Genomic DNA, 16,184 nt, shown 5'->3' on the forward strand with positions numbered 1-16,184 from the left:
CAAAAGGGGAAGCCCAAGAGAGCCGTGGAGAAGGTTTATTTGGCGTTGCAACTGGGTAAGTTTTTGCTGCCCACACGCTCATCGGTCCAGAAATCACCTTACACACCTTTCAAGCTGGCTGGTACCGCTGGGCCCTGACAGCTTTAGTTAATGACGGCCCACTATGCTCGCTTTCCCTCAACAACTGGTCGAACTTCCCGGCTGCCTTACCCTGCTGTTGCCGTTGTTGGTGGGTTTGGTACGGCGGAGGGGCGTGGTGCGGGAGCAGCATTTGTTGTGGCGGCTCTTGTACCTGACGGGCGTAGTCTACGTGGTGCAGTTGCTGGCGCTTAGCCTTGACTTGCAGTGGGGCTGGATGCTGTTGGAGGTGACTTTGCTGGTGGCCCATACGTGGGTGTTGGCCATGTGTTTTACCCCGCCGCCGCGCCGACCCAACGGAGGGTATCTCCTTGCTGCGCTGGCCGGACTAACCATTGGGATTTTGGCAGTGGGCATCTCCTTGGTGGGGGGCTGGCAATGGGCATTGGTGGGGGGAAGGTTGGGTTCTGCTTTCGTCCTGATGGGCTTTATTACGGCTTATTTCTATGCTTTGCTGCAGGAACTTAAATTCCCCTATCTGGAGCGCGAGCCCTTATTCTGGATGGGGTGTGGAATCCTGCTTTTTGGGGTAGGAACCGTACTTTTGCTTACCTTGGGCGGAGCACCGCAGATGGGGGGTATTGCTTTACAAGGCTACGTTCCGCTGGACTCTATTCTCACGGGAATTCTTCATTGTTTCTACGCGGTAGCTTTATGGGTGAGACCAAGGCCATAGATTTTTCTCTTTCGTTGTTGCTCAGCGGAATAGTGGGAATGTTGCTGCTGGCAGTTGCCTTGGTGCTTTTTTTTGTAATTTACCAGCGGCGGCTGCTGGCCCAGCAGTTGGAAGCCCGGGCGGAAGAACAGCGCCACCAACTGCAATTGCTGAGTGCGGCAGTGGAAATTCAGGAAACCGAACGCCGGCGTATTGCCCGGGACCTGCACGATGACATCGGCAGCCTCCTCTCCGCCGCCCGCCTTTACCTGCGCCAATTGAGTCCTGAAAACGATCCCAGCCGGAATGAGGCGGTCAAAGAGGAGGCTTTGGGGATTATGGACGAAATGATCCGCAACACGCGTCGGATTACGCACGACCTCCTGCCGGCGGAGCTAGAGAAATTCGGCTTCTTTGCTGCGGCCGAAGACCTTTGCCAGCGGGTCCACAACAGCGGAGCGATTGCGGTAAACTTCCGCGGCAACCTGGAAAGAAGGCTGGAAAAGCGCCAGGAAATCCCCCTTTACCGCGTCCTCCAGGAACTGATTAACAACAGCCTGAAACACGCCGAGGCCACCGAGATTGAAGTGACGACCGAATGGCGGACGGATCACTTCCTTTTCCACTACCGCGACAATGGCAAAGGCTTCAGCATTCCTACCGGAAGCTACGCAGGTCTGGGGTTGAAAAATATTGAGAGTCGGATCACCTTGATCGACGGAGAACTGCAATTTACTACCGCTCCTGGGGACGGACTGGAGGTCCGCATCAGTTTACCGCTGCCAGTTTTAACTTAGAAAAACACAATTACATGAACCAATCCCATATCCGAATTGCCATTGTCGATGACCAACGCCTCTTCCGGGGAGGACTAAGGATGATTCTCGACCAGCAGCCCAATTTCCGCGTCGTCTTTGAGGCCGGCAATGGAAAGCAATTTTTTGAGCGCTTGGCCTTTGAGCCGGTAGATGTGGTCATTCTTGACGTTGAAATGCCCGTAATGGATGGCCTGGAAACCTTAACAAAACTCAGTAACGACCATCCCGATATCCGGACGCTGATGTTGACCATGCACGATTCCGATCGCCTGATCAACCACCTCATGCAGCTGGGGGCCTCCGGGTTTTTATTGAAAGACGAGGAACCCCAGGTGGTGTGCCAGGCCGTAGAGAAAGTGGCCAACGAAGGCGTCTTCTTCCGCGATTACGTCTCCAAGGCCCTCCTGCGGAGCAGCCGTTCTACCGCCAGCAACCTGGCGGCCGACCGCCTGCTGAACGCTAAACTCAGCGAGCGGGAATTGCAGGTGCTGGATCTCATCTGCAAGGAAAAGACGAGTAAGGAAATTGCCGATACGCTCTACATCAGCATCCGTACCGTCGAGGGCCACCGGCGGAGCCTGCAGGAAAAAACCGGCGCAAAAAACCTGGCGGGACTGGTCTTGTACGCCGTACGCAACGGGATGGTCTGACAATAGCACACGGGCGCGGCCGCAGGTGCAGGGGAAAGGACCTAGCGAGGCATGGCCCGACGGAATTCTCCCAGTGGACCCCTGGCCCATTTATTCGGGCAAAGCAAAGGCCACGTAGCTGTCTCCCGCCGGGGAGCGCAGTTTCCCTCCGCCGCAAGCGATGACGACGTACTGCCGCCCCCGGAGTTCGTAGACGGCCGGGGTGGCAAAACCAGCGGCGGGAAGTTCCGTTTCCCACAGCAACTGCCCATTGCGTTTATTGAAGGCGCGGAACTTGCGGTCGGCCGTAGCAGCAATGAACACCACGCCGCCGGCCGTAACTACCGGTCCGCCGTAGTTCTCCGTCCCCGTGGGCGGAATGCCGCTTGCCTGGTAGTCGGGGTACTCACCGAGTGGAATGGACCACCGGTGGGCGCCCGAATTGAGGTCGATGGCCGTAAGCGTTCCCCAGGGTGGGCTGAAGGCGGGTTTACCATCAGTGGCCAGGAATTTGCGGTAGCCCTTGAGTTTGTACGGGACGAAGTGGGGGTCTTCCTCCGGGGAAAGGGGCTGGATGCTGAAATCGCGCTGACCTTCTTCCTTTTGCTCGAAGATGAAACTGGCGATGGCCGAGACCTCCTCTTCGGCCAGGTGGGCAAAAGCGGGCATCATGCGGCGGCCGCTGGCCAGGAGGGTGCCCAGGCTGGCACGGTCGTAACGACTGCCGATGTTGACCAGGGTGGGGTTATTGCCCTGGCCGGCGCGGTCGGTACCATGACAGCTTTGGCAGTGCTTGCCGTAAAGGCGCTCGCCGGCCTGCAGCCAGCTTTCGGGGCCGGGGGCAGACCAGCTAACGGGCTCCATTTCCAACTGCCAGGCCATCTGGTTGGCGTTGAGGTAAAGTAAGTTGGTGGCGGGGTCGTAGGCGGGCCCACCCCATTCCGCTCCACCATCGTAGCCGGGCAGGAGCAGCAAGGGCGTTGCACTGGGGGGCAGGTAGGGGTGGCCAAAGCGGGCGGCGGCGAAGATTTTGCGGATGTTTTCCTGTTCCCCGGCGGGGAGGTAGGGGTTGATGTCGTCGGCCGTAAGGGTCTGCCGGGCGAAGGGCGCGGGAAGCCGTGGAATGGGCTGGGTAGGGTGGGGGTGCTCACCCGGCAGCGCATCGGTGATGTTGACGGGTACTTCGTCGACGGGGAATAGGGGCTCGCCAGTATCGCGGTCCAACACGAAGAGGTAGCCATTTTTGGTGGGCTGGGCAACGGCGTCGATGCTTTTGCCTCCGTGCCGAACGGTAACGAGGACGGGCGGGGTGGGGAGGTCTTTGTCCCACAAGTCATGGTGCACCGTTTGAAAGTGCCACTTGCGCTCCCCGGTCGCAGCGTCGAGGGCCAGGACGCAGTTGGCGTAGAGGTTCTCTCCCGGGCGGTTGCCGCCGTAAAAATCGTAGGAGGCCGAGCCGGTGCCGCAGAAGACGGTGCCCCGGGCGTGGTCCAGACTGAAACCGCTCCAGGCATTGGCACCGCCGGTGTACTCCCAGGCCGAAGGGTTGCCCCAGGTATTGTAGCCTTCGTCCTGGGGGCCGGGGATGGTACGGAAGATCCACTTTTGCTGGCCGGTGCGGACGTCGTAGGCGCGGATGTGGCCGGGGGCGGCGGGCAAGGTTTCGTCGACGCGGGTTCCCATGATGAGCAGGTCCTGATAAACGATGCCGGGGGAGGTGGAGACGATGAAGTTGTTGTCAACGTTACGGCCCAGGCCGAGGTGCAGGTCGATTTTCCCCTGATCGCCGAAGCTGGGGATGACTCTGCCGGTGCTGGCATCGATGGCGTAGGTCAGGGAGCCAGCGGCGAAAAACAGGCGGTGCTCGGTGCCGTCGGTCCAGTGGGCCAGGCCACGGCTGTTGATCATGACGTGCTTATAGACGCCTCCCCTGGCGTCGAGGGCACTGTCCTGGGGGGAGAAAACCCACTTTTCGCGGCCCGTGGCGGCGTCGAGGGCAAAGAGCCGCATCTGGGGGCTGACCCCGTAGAGGGTACTATCGATTACGATAGGGTTGCACTGGATCTGGCTGAAGTTGGCGCTGTCGGCATCACCCGTGCGGTAGGTCCAGGCGGGCAGCAGTTGGGCGACGTTACCCGTGTCAATGTGGGTAGAAGAACTGTAGTGGTTGAGTCCGGGATCGCCGCCGTAGTGGGACCAGGTCAGGTGGACATCCGCAACAGCGGGATCGGAAGGGGAGTGGTTGCAGGCCACTAGCAGAGGGAGGGCCAGAAAGAGGAGGTGGCGCATGTGGTTCGACTTAGCCAGGTTGCGGATGAGGCAAAAGGGGGCGGACTAAAGGTACACTGCGTGCGGAAGAAAAACCTATACTTCCTTGAAGGGCAGGGAAGGAATTAATGGACGGCGGGAAGGAACAATTTCACCACCGCCCCGGAACTGCGCTGGCCGCCTTACTTTCCCTGCTCCTTATCCTCTCTGCGGCACCTGCGGCCGCGCCCCTTTCCCATCGGTTCATCAGCAAGCGCCCTGGATTGCCGCTTTTAATTGGCGGGAGGGAAGGGTTTAAATGATTGTGAATCAATTGTTTGTACGATTTTGTCTGCACAATTAGACTTTTCTCGCCCCCCGGGGCTGTAAAATAGTAACCTAATTCGATCATGTACCCGATGAATACACGCACACTTGGCCTCACTGGCTTCCTTTTCGTTTTTGCGATGACTTTGCTGGGGCAAACTGGCTCCATTACTGGTGTAGTGACCGATGCCGACCAGGGGGTTGGCCTACCGGGCGCCAGTATCTTCCTGAAGGACGCGCCCTCGGTGGGAACGGTGACGGAGCTCGACGGCACCTTCGTGCTGAGTGGTGTGCCGGTGGGCAATCAGACGGTGGTGATCTCCTTCGTTGGTTTTGCGCCGGAGGAGCGGGAATTGACGGTGGTGGCCAACCAGGCCGTGGAGCTGAACCTCATTTTGGGGGGGCAGGTCATTATGGGCCAGGAAATTCTGGTGACGGCCCAGGCCATCGGGCAGGCCAAGGCCATCAACCAGCAGCTTAATTCGGACGCGATTGCCAACTTCGTCTCGGCCGATAAGATCAAGGAACTGCCCGACGTGAACGCCGCCGAGGCCATCTCGCGCCTGCCGGGCGTGGCCATAAACCGCGATGGAGGGGAAGGCTCGAAGATTGTGGTGCGGGGCCTGGACCCCAAGTTTACGGCCATCAACATCAACGGCGTTCGCCTGCCTTCCACCTCCGGCACCGACCGCTCGGTGGACTTATCCCTTATCTCCCCCGAGCTGCTTTCGGGCATCGAACTGTTCAAAAGCCCCACTCCGGACATGGACGGCGATGCGCTGGGTGGGACGGTCAACCTTAACATCCTCAAAGCCGACGACCGGCCGCGGGGCTCCCTCAAAGCCCTCGGGGGCTACAACGATCTGGTGGGCGAATACAAGGACTACAAAGTTACCGGGTCGCTGAGCCGGCGCATCTTCAACAACAAACTCGGCGTCATCGCCACGGCCAACGTGGAGCGCTTCAACCGGAGCGGGCAGACTGTTGGCCAAGCCTGGGGAGACAAGCGCGAAGTGATTCTCGATACCATGCTTAACATCTTCGATCAGGAGGCCAATGCCCTGACCTTTTCCAGCCGCCGGGAAATCCGCCGCCGGTACAACGGTAGCCTGGGCTTTGATTACGCCTTTGGGAAAAGCACTGACGTGACGGTGCTGGGCATTTACTCACGCACCTCCCGCGACCAATTCAATCATTCCGAACGCTACGACATCAACAACACGGGTGTACAGTTCAATCCTGCGATCACGGAAAGTGCGATTGACCTTTATTCTGCTTCCGTATCCACCCGCCATAAACTCAACGTTCTCAACATCGAATGGGGCGTGAGTTACAGCGAAGTCCTGGGGGAGACGCCCCTCAACATCGGATTTGACTTCGTCGGGGCGGGCATCAACTTTCTTCCCGGTGCCCTGGACGACCGGACGGACCCCTCGCTGATCTACAACTTCCTCGACATTTCGCCGGACCGTACCTACCTGACGGGGGCCAACTCGGCCGTTACGAGCAACAGTGAAGACATTACTACTGCGTTTGTGGACCTGAGCCTGCCCTTCAACCTGGGGGATAAGGCCCGGGCCACTTTCAAGTTTGGCGGCAAGTACCGCGTGAACAACAAAGAACGCTCCTTTGCGGAGTACTACGATAAGCTCTTCTACCTGCGGCAAAACAGCACCTGGAATGAACTGAACGGCAACGCCGTCGGCGCACCCGGCATCGACCCCTCGGGCCAAACCTACCTGGGCGTAAGCAATTTCACCACCCAGGGGCAATTGGACATTACGGACAATTACCAGCGGGACGTTAACCTGACCTACGCCTTCGACGAGGGCCTGCTGCGGCGCTTCAATGAATTGTTTTCCGCGACTTACCCCCAGGATTTCCTGAGTGTCACCAACAACTACGGCCTGACAGAAAAAGTGGCCGCTGGCTACGCCATGCTCAAGGTCAACGTGGGCAGCCAACTGACCATTATCCCCGGCTTTCGTTACGAAGCCAATGACAATGTGTACAACGGCATCTACGCCGACCTGAGCGGAGACTGGGGGGAAAGCGGGGTGCGCGACCCCCGCACGGCCACCAACAAATACGGGGTGTTCTTGCCCCACCTCCACCTGAAGTACAAGCCCGTGGAATGGTTTGACGTGCGGGCATCGTACAGCACGACGCTGGCCCGGCCCGACTTTAACTACCTGGTACCGGCGACGCTCGTCAACCGCAACGGCAACCTGACGGTCGACCGTGGCAACCCTGCCCTCAATCCATCGGTCTCCACCAACTACGACCTCTACCTTACGGCTTTCTCCGGTAAGTACGGCCTCTTTTCCATCGGCGGCTTTTACAAAGACATTCAGGATGCCTTTTACCCCCTCATCCTGGGGGTGAACAACGACAGCATTGCGGTGGCCAATGGCCTGCCTGCAACGGGTTTTATCGGGGCGGAGCTGACCACGTTTGAGAGTTCCCCGGCCTCGCGGGTGTACGGCGTGGAGTTTGACGTCCAGTCGAGCCTGAGTTTCCTGCCTAAGCCCTTCAATGGCCTGGTGGTCAACCTCAACTACGCACGGCTGTACTCCAACACCACGATCAACTCCTTCCGGGAGGAAACGGAGTGCGTGATTGTAAGGGGCCGGCCGCGCTGTACGACCAGTGCCTTCGGGTACCAGCGGGAGGTGGCCCTCATCGGGCAGGCCAGCGACATCTTCAACGCCTCCCTGGGCTACGATGCGGGTGGTTTTTCCGCCCGGGTATCGGCTGCTTACCAGGGGACAAAGCTGACCGGCTACAGCTCGATAGCGGATAAAGACCGCTTTGACCAGTCGTTCTGGCGTATGGATGCGGCTTTGAAATACCGCTTCAGCCGCCGCTTCAACGTCTTCCTCAACCTTAATAACCTTACCAACCAGCAAGACATCACCTTCTTCCGCCAGGAACGATTTGAAACTTCCCGCGCCTCCTTTGGCACTACCGCCACGGCCGGGGTGGAAGTTAAGTTCCTGCCCCGGGAAGAGCGCTAGACCAGTTCTGCACACCCTTCGCAACCTTCATATTTCTTTACACAAACTCGTATACAATGACCAGATTTTACGCTTTTTTACTGACCCTGCTCTGCTGCTCTGTGGCCCTCACGGCCCAGTCCGTTGTCGTCCCGGCCAACCTGACGACCGCCGGCGGATTTTCCTTCACCGATCTTGACAGCTACATCGACGCTGATACCACGGCGACGGGCGAGCGCGCCCACGATACCTACCTGCTCGAAGCGGGGGGCATTTACTTCTTTACCAAGGTGAACCGTTGGACCTACGACGTAACGCTGCGGGCTACTGGCGACATCGAAGCGCTCGGCCGCCCGCTCGTTGACCGCCGCGACCCCACCGGCGGCAGCAACCGGGTGGATTTCTACCGGGGCTCCGGCAGTTTTTACTGGGACGGGATTTACCTGATTATGGGTGACGAAGGCCCCAACGCCGCTTCTTACGAAACGGCCCCTTTCCGGCCGGAAGGCTTCAAGAAAACCTACAGCTGGAACAACTGCATCATTGAAAAATGCCGGCAGGGCACCATCCGCAGCGAGGGCGATAGCGTCAAGGTATTTGTAACCAACTCCCTCATCCGCAACTTCGGCGATTACGAACGGCAGCAGGGCAATGGCCGCATCGTTGACCTGCGGACCAACTTCGGGGACACCGTCGTGATCAAAAATAACGTCATCCACAACATCCTCGACCGGATCTACATCGGCTTCCGGCAGCGGGGGCTCAACTACTTTGAGTTTTCCCGCAACACCGTATTCAACCACGTTGGCCGCCACGGATTTATCCAGATGCGCAACACCAAGGAAACGGTGATCAAGGACAACTTCATCCAGAATCCTTCCATCATCGGCTCCAGCCCCTTCCTGGCCAACGAGCAGATCAACTTCCGCAACCAGAAAAACTTCCTCTTCACCCTGGATACCCTCGTTGAGGGGGGCTCGGTGACGATGCTCAACAACAACATCCACTACACCGACGACGTACTGAACCACTACGCCACTTTCGATTCGGTGACTAAACCCGACTACTACAGCCCGGTCTTCCTCCAGGCCCTGACCAATGACGTGGCCGACGCCGACTTTGAAGAGGTACTGGAACTGGGGGCCGTACCCGATCGGCAGCCCCTCATTGACTACTCCCGCGAAGCCATCCTCTACAAAGACTCCATCGGCATTACCAATATTATGGTGGAAGACAGCCTTTTTGCGGTGGGGACGGACTACGACCGGGGCTACCTTTTCGATTTTGAGCGCTTCAACCCTTGCTACGACCCCGCTTCCGTCTCCGCTACGGCGGCTACCGACGGTGGATCGGTAGGAGCCACCAGTTTCTGCTCCGAGCTCGTCAACAGCGTCCCGGAAGCCTACAACACTACGCTGAAACTGACCGCCGCACCGAACCCCGCGCGGGAGGAGGTGACCTTTGCCTACGACCTGAGCGTGGCTGGCAAGGTTGACCTTTCCGTCTACAACACCAACGGCGCGCTGGTTGCCAACGTCGTTTCTGCCCACCAGGGTGCGGGCCTGCAACGCATCACCTGGAATGGGCTCAATACCCTTTCCGCCGGCATGTACTTCGCCTACATCCGTACGCCGCAGGGCCGCATGTACGTGAAGATTTTCAAGCAGTAAAACTGACCGCTTATCCCCCGCACGAAGGCCACCCGCCCCCCGGCGCAGGGTGGCCTTCGTTTTTTGGCCTACCTTCATTTGGGGATGCGCCGAACATTCGCTATTCTTATGCGCTGATTTGGCATAACCAGACTAAAAACGTGTAACTATGAGTATTCTCGCTTGGATTTTGCTTGGCCTGGTGGCCGGCGCTATTGCCAAATGGATCCACTCCGGCAAAGACCCCGGTGGCTGGTTGGTCACCATCCTCATCGGCATCGTCGGTGCCGTCGTGGGGGGCTTCATTACCCGGGCCGTGGGGCTGGGGGCCGCAACGGGTTTTAACTTGTGGTCCATCCTCGTAGCCGTGCTCGGTGCCGTCATCTGCCTCTGGGCCTACCGGCGCTTCGCCTGAGCAATTGTTATGGAATGAATGAAGGTGCTGGCGTTTCCGGCACCGTTGAATGATGAAGTCAGGGGCGGTAAGTGGGTTAAGTCCCGCTGCCGCTCCTCGCTTTTTAACGACGTCCTTTGCATCCTGCGTCCGCGCCCTTTTTATTTTGCGCGGTCGCAGGTGCCCGGGAAAAGTGGACGAGCGAGGCCCGACCCCGGCGGACGACATTTTTTGCTATCTTGGCAAAAAAAAGCCATGCCGCCCATCCCGCACCAAGCCATCCGGCAGGAGGTTTTTGACCTCTACGACCAGTACGCCCACAACCAGATTGATCGCCGTGCTTTCGTGCGCCAACTTTCGGTATACGCCGTTGGCGGACTGACCGTAGCCGGCTTGCTGGAGCACCTGATGCCCAATTACGCGGCCACCCTGCAGGTAGCCCCGGACGATCCTCGCCTCGACGCGGACACGGTAGAATACACTTCGCCGACCTCGGGCATCACCATCCGCGGGCTCCTCACCCGGCCGGTCAATGCCACCGAAAAACTGCCCGGCATCATCGTCGTCCACGAAAACCGTGGCCTCAACCCCTACATCGAAGACGTGGCCCGCCGCGCCGGACTGGCCAATTTCATCGCCCTGGCCCCCGATGCCCTGACGCCGCTCGGTGGCTACCCCGGTACCGACGACGAAGGCCGCGAGCTACAACGGCAGCGCGACCGCGAAGACATGCTCAACGACTTCGCCGCCGCCTACGAGTTCCTCCGCCACCACCCCGAATGTACGGGCCAGGTCGGCGTCGTGGGCTTCTGTTTTGGTGGGTGGATATCGAACATGCTGGCCGTGCGCTTGCCCGACCTGGGTGCGGCCGTGCCTTTCTACGGCTCCCAGCCCGAGGCCAAAGACGTGGCGAGTATTCAAGCGCCCTTACTGTTGCACTTTGCGGGACTGGACGAGCGCGTCAACGCCGGTTGGCCCGCCTACGAAGCCGCGCTGAAGGAAGCGGGGAAAACGTACACCGCCCACTTCTATCCGGAAGTCAACCACGGTTTTCACAACGATTCCACCCCCCGCTACGCCGAGGCCGAAGCCAAACTGGCCTGGGAACGCACCATCGCTTTTTTCAACGAGCACCTGCGCTAGGCGGAACAGACCCGGAGGGGCGCCCAGTGTAGCGAGGGGATTTGATCCCCTCGTTTTCGTTCCTAGCCTTCCACCAGCGTCCGCGCCGCAGCCAAAGCCGCATCCAATCCCGCCGGGTTTTTGCCACCCGCCGTAGCGAAGAAGGGCTGGCCGCCGCCGCCGCCCTGGATGTGCTTGGCCAGCTCGCGGATCATCGTACTGGCGTTGTACTTGCCCTGATCGGCCAGGTCTTTGGCAATCGCGAGGGTAAGCAGGGCCTTGCCGTCGGCTTCGGAGCCGAGGAGGACCAGGCTGTTTTCAGTTTCTCCAGTCAGCTGGAAGGCGAGGTTTTTGATGGCCGCCGCGTCCGTCAACGGCACTTTGGCCGCCAGGAAGTTGACGCCGTTGACTACCGCGAAGGCCTGCTCCAGGTCGCCTTTGACGTTGCCCGCCTGGGCGGCCTGGAGCTTTTCGATTTCTTTCTTCAGCGCCCGGTTTTCGTCTTGCAGGCTGGCCACGGCCCGGAGGGGATCGCTGGAGCCCTTGAGTAGGTCGCGGATCTCCGCCAGCGTGGCGAGGCGCTCATCAACGTACGCCTGCGCCCCGGCGGCGGTAACGGCCTCAATGCGGCGGATACCCGCAGCCAGCGAACTCTCGGAAGTGATCTTGAACAGGCCCAGCTCGCCGGTGTAGGGCACGTGGGTGCCACCGCAAAGCTCCGTGCTGAAGCCAGGCTCGAAGGTGATGATGCGCACCGCATCACCGTACTTTTCCCCGAAGAGCATCATCGCCCCCGAGTTGCGGGCTTCGGCGATGGGGACGTCCCGGCGCTCCACCAACGGGATGTTCTGGCGGATTTTGGCGTTGACCAAAAGTTCGATGCTTTTCAGTTCCTCCTCCGTAGGCCGGTCGAAGTGGGCAAAGTCGAAGCGGAGTTTTTCGGGGCCGAGGTCCTGCCCCTTCTGTACGGCGTGGTCGCCCAAAACCTCCCGGAGGGCGGCGTGCAGGAGGTGGGCGGCCGTGTGGTTCTGGCTGGTGGCCTGGCGCTTATCGGCGTCTACTTCAGCGTACACTTCTGCCTCGGGCTGCTGGGGCAGCTGCTCGACGATGTGGACGGTCAGGTCGTTTTCCTTCACGGTATCCAGCACGGGGATGGGTTGGCCGCCGACGCGCAGGGTGCCGCTATCGCCTGCCTGCCCACCGCTTTCGCCGTAGAAAGGCGTGCGGTCGAGGACGACGTGGTACTGGGGCTTGTCTTTGACAGTAACCGTGCGGTACTTCGTGATTTTGGCACCGTGGGCGGAAAGGTGGTCGTAGCCGATGAAGACGGAGTCTTCGTCGGAGAGCACCGTCCAGTCGCCCACCACCTTGGCGGCATCGGCGCGGCTGCGGGTCTTCTGCTCGGCCAGGGCGGCGTTGAAGCCGGCCTCGTCTACGGTCAGGCCCTGTTCTTCGGCCAGCAGCCGCGTCAGGTCGATGGGGAATCCGTAGGTGTCGTAGAGCTCGAAGGCGTCTTTGCCGGAGATGAAAAAATCGTCTTTAGTCAGGTCCAAATCGCCAAAACCAAAGACTTTGAAGATGCTTCGGAAATGGTCTTTCTTGAAATCATCAAGAGTTGCACCAATTGCTGAGTTGACACCCTCCAACTTCCTGATAACTTCTAACTGATTATCCATGGAAGGTGTTTTCTTCAACTTAAATTCGAAGGCAGTCCTAGTCTTGGTTTCAAATAAGTCTAGTCTGACTTCAGAGTCAGGTGAAATCTTTGCCTCGCGAACGGGACTGAAGCCCTGTTCAACTAAAACACGAGCTAAGTGGGATAAGATACTATCGTGGACAAGTTGAGGAAACTTATTAATCCCACTCCCTAGAGTCATAAGGAACGACTTCTCTTCGCTCTCGATGATGCGGGTGATCTGCTGCTCCTGTTGTTGCAGCTCGGGGAAAGCGGCGCCCATTTCCCGGACTAGGACGGGCATCAGGCGGTGGATGAACGGTGCTTTCTGGTCGAGGAAAGAGTAGGCGTAGCGGACGGCCCGGCGGAGGATGCGCCGCACCACGTAGCCCGCGCCACCACTGCCGGGCAGCTGCCCGTCGGCAATGGTAAAGGAAACGGCCCGAAGGTGGTCGGCAATAACGCGCATGGCCATATCGGCCTTGGCCTCGGGGGCGTAGGAGCCGCCGTAGGTCTTGCCCGTCAGGCGTTCTATTTCGCGGAGCAGGGGTGTAAACACGTCGGTATCGTAAGTGGCCGCTTTGCCCTGCATCACCATGCAGAGGCGCTCGAAGCCCATGCCGGTATCGACGTGCATTTCGGGAAGGGGTTCCAGCGCGCCATCGGCTTTGCGGTTGAACTGGATAAAAACGTTGTTCCAGATTTCCACCACGCCGCTGCCGTCTACGTTCACCAGGTCGCGGCCGGATACCTTGGCGCGTTCGCTGGCGGATCGGGTATCGAAGTGGATCTCGGTACAGGGGCCACAGGGACCGGTGTCGCCCATTTCCCAGAAGTTGTCTTTTTTGTTGCCGTAGAGGATGCGCTCTTCGGGCAGCACGCGGAGCCAGAAAGCTTTAGCCTCGTCGTCGCGGGGGATGCCTTCGTCGGGGGCACCTTCGAAGACGGTGGCGTAGAGGCAGGTGGGGTCCAGGCCCATGGTCGTGGTGAGGAACTCCCAGCTCCAGGCGATGGCCTCGTCCTTGAAATAGTCGCCGATGCTCCAGTTGCCCAGCATTTCGAACATGGTGTGGTGGGTGCCGTCGCGGCCCACGTCTTCCAGGTCGTTGTGTTTTCCACTCACGCGCATGCACTTTTGGGTGTCGGCAATGCGGCGCTTGTCGGGGGTTTTGTCGCCCAGGAAGAAGTCCTTAAACTGGTTCATGCCCGCGTTGGTAAACATCAGGCTGGGGTCGTCCTTGTTCACGATGGGGGCGGAGGGGACGATCTTGTGGTCTTTGGAACGGAAGAAATCGAGGTAGGCCTGGCGGATCTGGGCGGAAGTCATCATGTTTGTTTTAAGACGGGTGTCTTTTTTCAAGGGCGCAAAGATACTGTTTTGGCGCGGACGCAGGGATGATGTGCGATGTCAGATGTGTGATGTCAGATGTAGGATGTCACAACATCTTACTTCTGACTTCTTACTTCTTACATCCGTCGCACCTGCTTACGCGCCCACCACGCATAGGCGGCGAGAGTGACTCAGGAGACAATGCCTCCTAGAGGTAGGGTGTGTAATCTGATACAGAATGCCCTCACGGTAACTGTGCCGTTGGAAAAACTCATAACTACGTTTAAAACCAGTAGTTACGTTTTTACAAGGGAGCCAAAAAACGACGAACAGATTTCCCGTCAGATTACACACCCTACTCCTAGAGGTATCTTATCGGCAGTAGTTTAGTGTTTTTTGAAGGTAAATTACAATGGAAGAGTTTAACTTAACCCTCATGAAAGATAACGCCCCGAAGGATTTACAGACCCTGTACCGCATTTTTAACCTGATAAAGCTGCTGAGTGCGCCGCCTTATTATAAGGTCAGCGAGCTGGCCAAACGCCTAGAAGTATCGGACAAGACAGTGTACAGCTACCTACAGTTGCTGGAGTCCGTGGGCTATGAACCGGATAAGAACAAGCACCACCAGTATTTCCTACCGATGGATCGGGGACGTAAACCAGCGGATGGCCTGGAGGTAGACGACGCTAAGTACCTGCAGGAAATGCTCTGGCAGATGCCCGATACCGACCAGCGTCGGAACCAGCTTTTGCTTTGGTTAAACCGGCAGTATGCCATTGGCCCGGTGGTGGAGAACCTAACCCGCTACACTCCGGCAGAGCATCGCAGCCGCCTGACCCAGGCTTTGGAGCTACGCAAGCAAGTTCGACTGATCAACTACCGGGGTGCGGACGGAGGACTTTCCCCTCAGCGTCATCTCGACCCAGTTGCCTTTCAACAGGACTATACCTACCTCTATGCCTATGACCTAGAAAAGGAAGATTACCGGCAATTTCACTTGGGAAGGATTGGTTACGTGGAAGTATTGGAGACTGATATTTCGCGCGATCACGTGCAGGCCATCCCGGACCTATTCGGTTGGACGGGGGGCACATGGTTTAACGTCCGCTTGGAACTGAGCGAGCGGGCCAAACAGCTTCTGCTCGAAGAGTACCCCCAAGCACGGCCTTCCATAGTGCCACTTACTGGCGGACAGTGGTTAGCGGATTTGAGGGTGAAAGGTTTCCCAGGGGTTGGCCGGTGGTGCCTGGGGCTGTGCGCTGAGGTGCGGGTGTTAGAAGGGGGCGACGGGGCGGCGTTTCGGGTCTACTTGAATGAGAAATGGGGGGAAGGGTTCTAATTTTATTTGGATGGTATCACTTCTTTCCCTTAAATTCGTCTGGCAAAGAGCAATCAAATCCAAGTAAGAAGGTTTGAAACATTGCCCTTTGGCAGCTTTTCCACTCCAACGCGGATAAAAAATAAACCCGGCCCTCTTGCGAGGAGCCGGGTCGGGCCAGGGATACTCTCCCTGGGGGGGTAATCTTGTCACTAGACTACGAAGTTACGAACTTCTGAGGCATAAACCAAATTTTTTCATGAAAAGTAAGCTTAATTTTTACGTGGACGGATTCAATCTATACTTTGGGCTCCGTACGTTGAATAGTAAGTACAAGTGGTTAGACTTGATGGCGTTGTGCGAGGTACTTTGCCGTCCGGGGCAGGAGGTAGGAGAGGTAAAATATTTTACATCTAGGATAACCGGGGCAGATGCGGCAAAAACCAAGCGACAATCTATTTATCTGGAGGCGTTGGCATCTACTGGTGTAAACATCATCTATGGGAAGTTCCAGACTAAAAAAATAAAGTGCCAGTCTTGCAGGGTCACCTCCATTAGGCACGAAGAGAAAGAGTCTGATGTAAACCTTGCATCTTGCTTGCTAGTGGACGCGGTAGAAGGAATCGCTGATCATTATTTGGTTATTTCGGGTGATAGCGACCTGATTTCACCAATGGAACTGGCTAGAGATCGATACGGTAGGGACGTAATTCCCGTTTTTCCGCCCAATCGTCACAGTTCGGAGATTAAAAGGCGAATGCACAAGCACATCCCGCTCAGCGAAGCTAGTATTCGGCAAAGCCAGTTACCTCCAGTTATCACTAAGCAAGACGGTTACGTGTTGTGCCGACCAGACGAATGGTAATTTCACTTTTACGCTATT

11 protein-coding genes are annotated in these 16,184 nt (G+C 58.0%); 9 read left to right on the plus strand and 2 right to left on the minus strand.

Annotated features, from left to right (window positions below; genetic code table 11):
* The first annotated feature begins 163 nt into the window (after window positions 1–163).
* The 3 genes from H9S92_RS10560 to H9S92_RS10570 are packed head-to-tail and all read left to right on the plus strand — an operon-like array spanning window position 164 to window position 2,261.
* Entirely contained in the window at window positions 164–814 is a 651-nt protein-coding gene (locus H9S92_RS10560; protein WP_187466676.1) for a hypothetical protein, read from the plus strand.
* Window positions 793–1,590 carry a sensor histidine kinase gene (locus H9S92_RS10565; RefSeq protein ID WP_187466677.1) on the plus strand — a complete coding sequence of 266 codons (798 nt, stop codon included), beginning with the start codon at window positions 793–795 and terminating at the stop codon, window positions 1,588–1,590. Before H9S92_RS10560 ends, H9S92_RS10565 begins: the two co-directional genes overlap by 22 nt.
* 14 nt (window positions 1,591–1,604) lie before the next feature.
* A complete protein-coding gene (locus H9S92_RS10570; protein ID WP_187466678.1) occupies window positions 1,605–2,261 on the plus strand; it encodes a response regulator transcription factor in 657 nt (218 codons plus the stop codon).
* A 90-nt stretch (window positions 2,262–2,351) separates the two neighbouring features.
* Here H9S92_RS10570 and H9S92_RS10575 read toward each other — a convergent pair whose 3' ends face one another.
* The gene (locus tag H9S92_RS10575) at window positions 2,352–4,529 is read right to left on the minus strand and encodes an outer membrane protein assembly factor BamB family protein (RefSeq protein WP_187466679.1); all 2,178 of its coding nucleotides are present in this window, start codon (window positions 4,527–4,529) and stop codon (window positions 2,352–2,354) included.
* A gap of 377 nt (window positions 4,530–4,906) precedes the next feature.
* Here H9S92_RS10575 and H9S92_RS10580 point away from each other — a divergent pair, with 377 nt between their 5' ends.
* The 4 genes from H9S92_RS10580 (at window position 4,907) to H9S92_RS10595 (ending at window position 10,996) form a co-directional block, all read left to right on the plus strand.
* On the plus strand, window positions 4,907–7,831 hold the full coding sequence (locus H9S92_RS10580) for a TonB-dependent receptor (protein WP_187466680.1): 2,925 nt from the start codon (window positions 4,907–4,909) through the stop codon (window positions 7,829–7,831).
* 56 nt (window positions 7,832–7,887) lie between these two features.
* Window positions 7,888–9,480 (plus strand): T9SS type A sorting domain-containing protein, encoded by a 1,593-nt coding sequence (locus H9S92_RS10585; RefSeq protein WP_187466681.1) that lies wholly within the window; start codon window positions 7,888–7,890, stop codon window positions 9,478–9,480.
* 148 nt (window positions 9,481–9,628) lie between these two features.
* Complete coding sequence (locus tag H9S92_RS10590; protein ID WP_187466682.1) at window positions 9,629–9,874, plus strand: GlsB/YeaQ/YmgE family stress response membrane protein; 246 nt, start codon at window positions 9,629–9,631, stop codon at window positions 9,872–9,874.
* 234 nt (window positions 9,875–10,108) lie between these two features.
* Window positions 10,109–10,996, plus strand: coding sequence for a dienelactone hydrolase family protein (locus tag H9S92_RS10595; protein WP_187466683.1), 888 nt, complete (start codon window positions 10,109–10,111; stop codon window positions 10,994–10,996).
* A gap of 62 nt (window positions 10,997–11,058) precedes the next feature.
* On the opposite strand, the gene alaS is transcribed toward H9S92_RS10595, so the two are convergent.
* Complete coding sequence (alaS, locus tag H9S92_RS22255; protein ID WP_406612146.1) at window positions 11,059–13,977, minus strand: alanine--tRNA ligase; 2,919 nt, start codon at window positions 13,975–13,977, stop codon at window positions 11,059–11,061.
* Window positions 13,978–14,416: 439 nt separating this feature from the next.
* Here alaS and H9S92_RS10605 point away from each other — a divergent pair, with 439 nt between their 5' ends.
* Window positions 14,417–15,322 (plus strand): helix-turn-helix transcriptional regulator, encoded by a 906-nt coding sequence (locus H9S92_RS10605; RefSeq protein ID WP_187466684.1) that lies wholly within the window; start codon window positions 14,417–14,419, stop codon window positions 15,320–15,322.
* 238 nt (window positions 15,323–15,560) lie between these two features.
* Window positions 15,561–16,166: an NYN domain-containing protein gene (locus tag H9S92_RS10610; RefSeq protein WP_187466685.1), complete on the plus strand. Its 606-nt coding sequence runs from the start codon at window positions 15,561–15,563 to the stop codon at window positions 16,164–16,166.
* The last annotated feature ends 18 nt before the right edge of the window (window positions 16,167–16,184 follow it).

The sequence above is a fragment of the Neolewinella lacunae genome (assembly GCF_014349155.1).
In the GTDB taxonomy this organism is placed as follows: Bacteria; Bacteroidota; Bacteroidia; order Chitinophagales; family Saprospiraceae; genus Neolewinella; species Neolewinella lacunae.

Coding starts and splice junctions, on each gene's coding strand:
- H9S92_RS10590 (WP_187466682.1), top strand. CDS start 9,629: ATGAGTATTCTCGCTTGGATTTTGCTTGGCCTGGTGGCCGGCGCTATT.
- H9S92_RS10595 (WP_187466683.1), top strand. CDS start 10,109: ATGCCGCCCATCCCGCACCAAGCCATCCGGCAGGAGGTTTTTGACCTC.
- H9S92_RS10605 (WP_187466684.1), top strand. CDS start 14,417: ATGAAAGATAACGCCCCGAAGGATTTACAGACCCTGTACCGCATTTTT.
- H9S92_RS10575 (WP_187466679.1), bottom strand. CDS start 4,529: ATGCGCCACCTCCTCTTTCTGGCCCTCCCTCTGCTAGTGGCCTGCAAC.
- H9S92_RS10580 (WP_187466680.1), top strand. CDS start 4,907: ATGAATACACGCACACTTGGCCTCACTGGCTTCCTTTTCGTTTTTGCG.
- H9S92_RS10560 (WP_187466676.1), top strand. CDS start 164: ATGCTCGCTTTCCCTCAACAACTGGTCGAACTTCCCGGCTGCCTTACC.
- alaS (WP_406612146.1), bottom strand. CDS start 13,977: ATGACTTCCGCCCAGATCCGCCAGGCCTACCTCGATTTCTTCCGTTCC.
- H9S92_RS10585 (WP_187466681.1), top strand. CDS start 7,888: ATGACCAGATTTTACGCTTTTTTACTGACCCTGCTCTGCTGCTCTGTG.
- H9S92_RS10570 (WP_187466678.1), top strand. CDS start 1,605: ATGAACCAATCCCATATCCGAATTGCCATTGTCGATGACCAACGCCTC.
- H9S92_RS10565 (WP_187466677.1), top strand. CDS start 793: ATGGGTGAGACCAAGGCCATAGATTTTTCTCTTTCGTTGTTGCTCAGC.
- H9S92_RS10610 (WP_187466685.1), top strand. CDS start 15,561: ATGAAAAGTAAGCTTAATTTTTACGTGGACGGATTCAATCTATACTTT.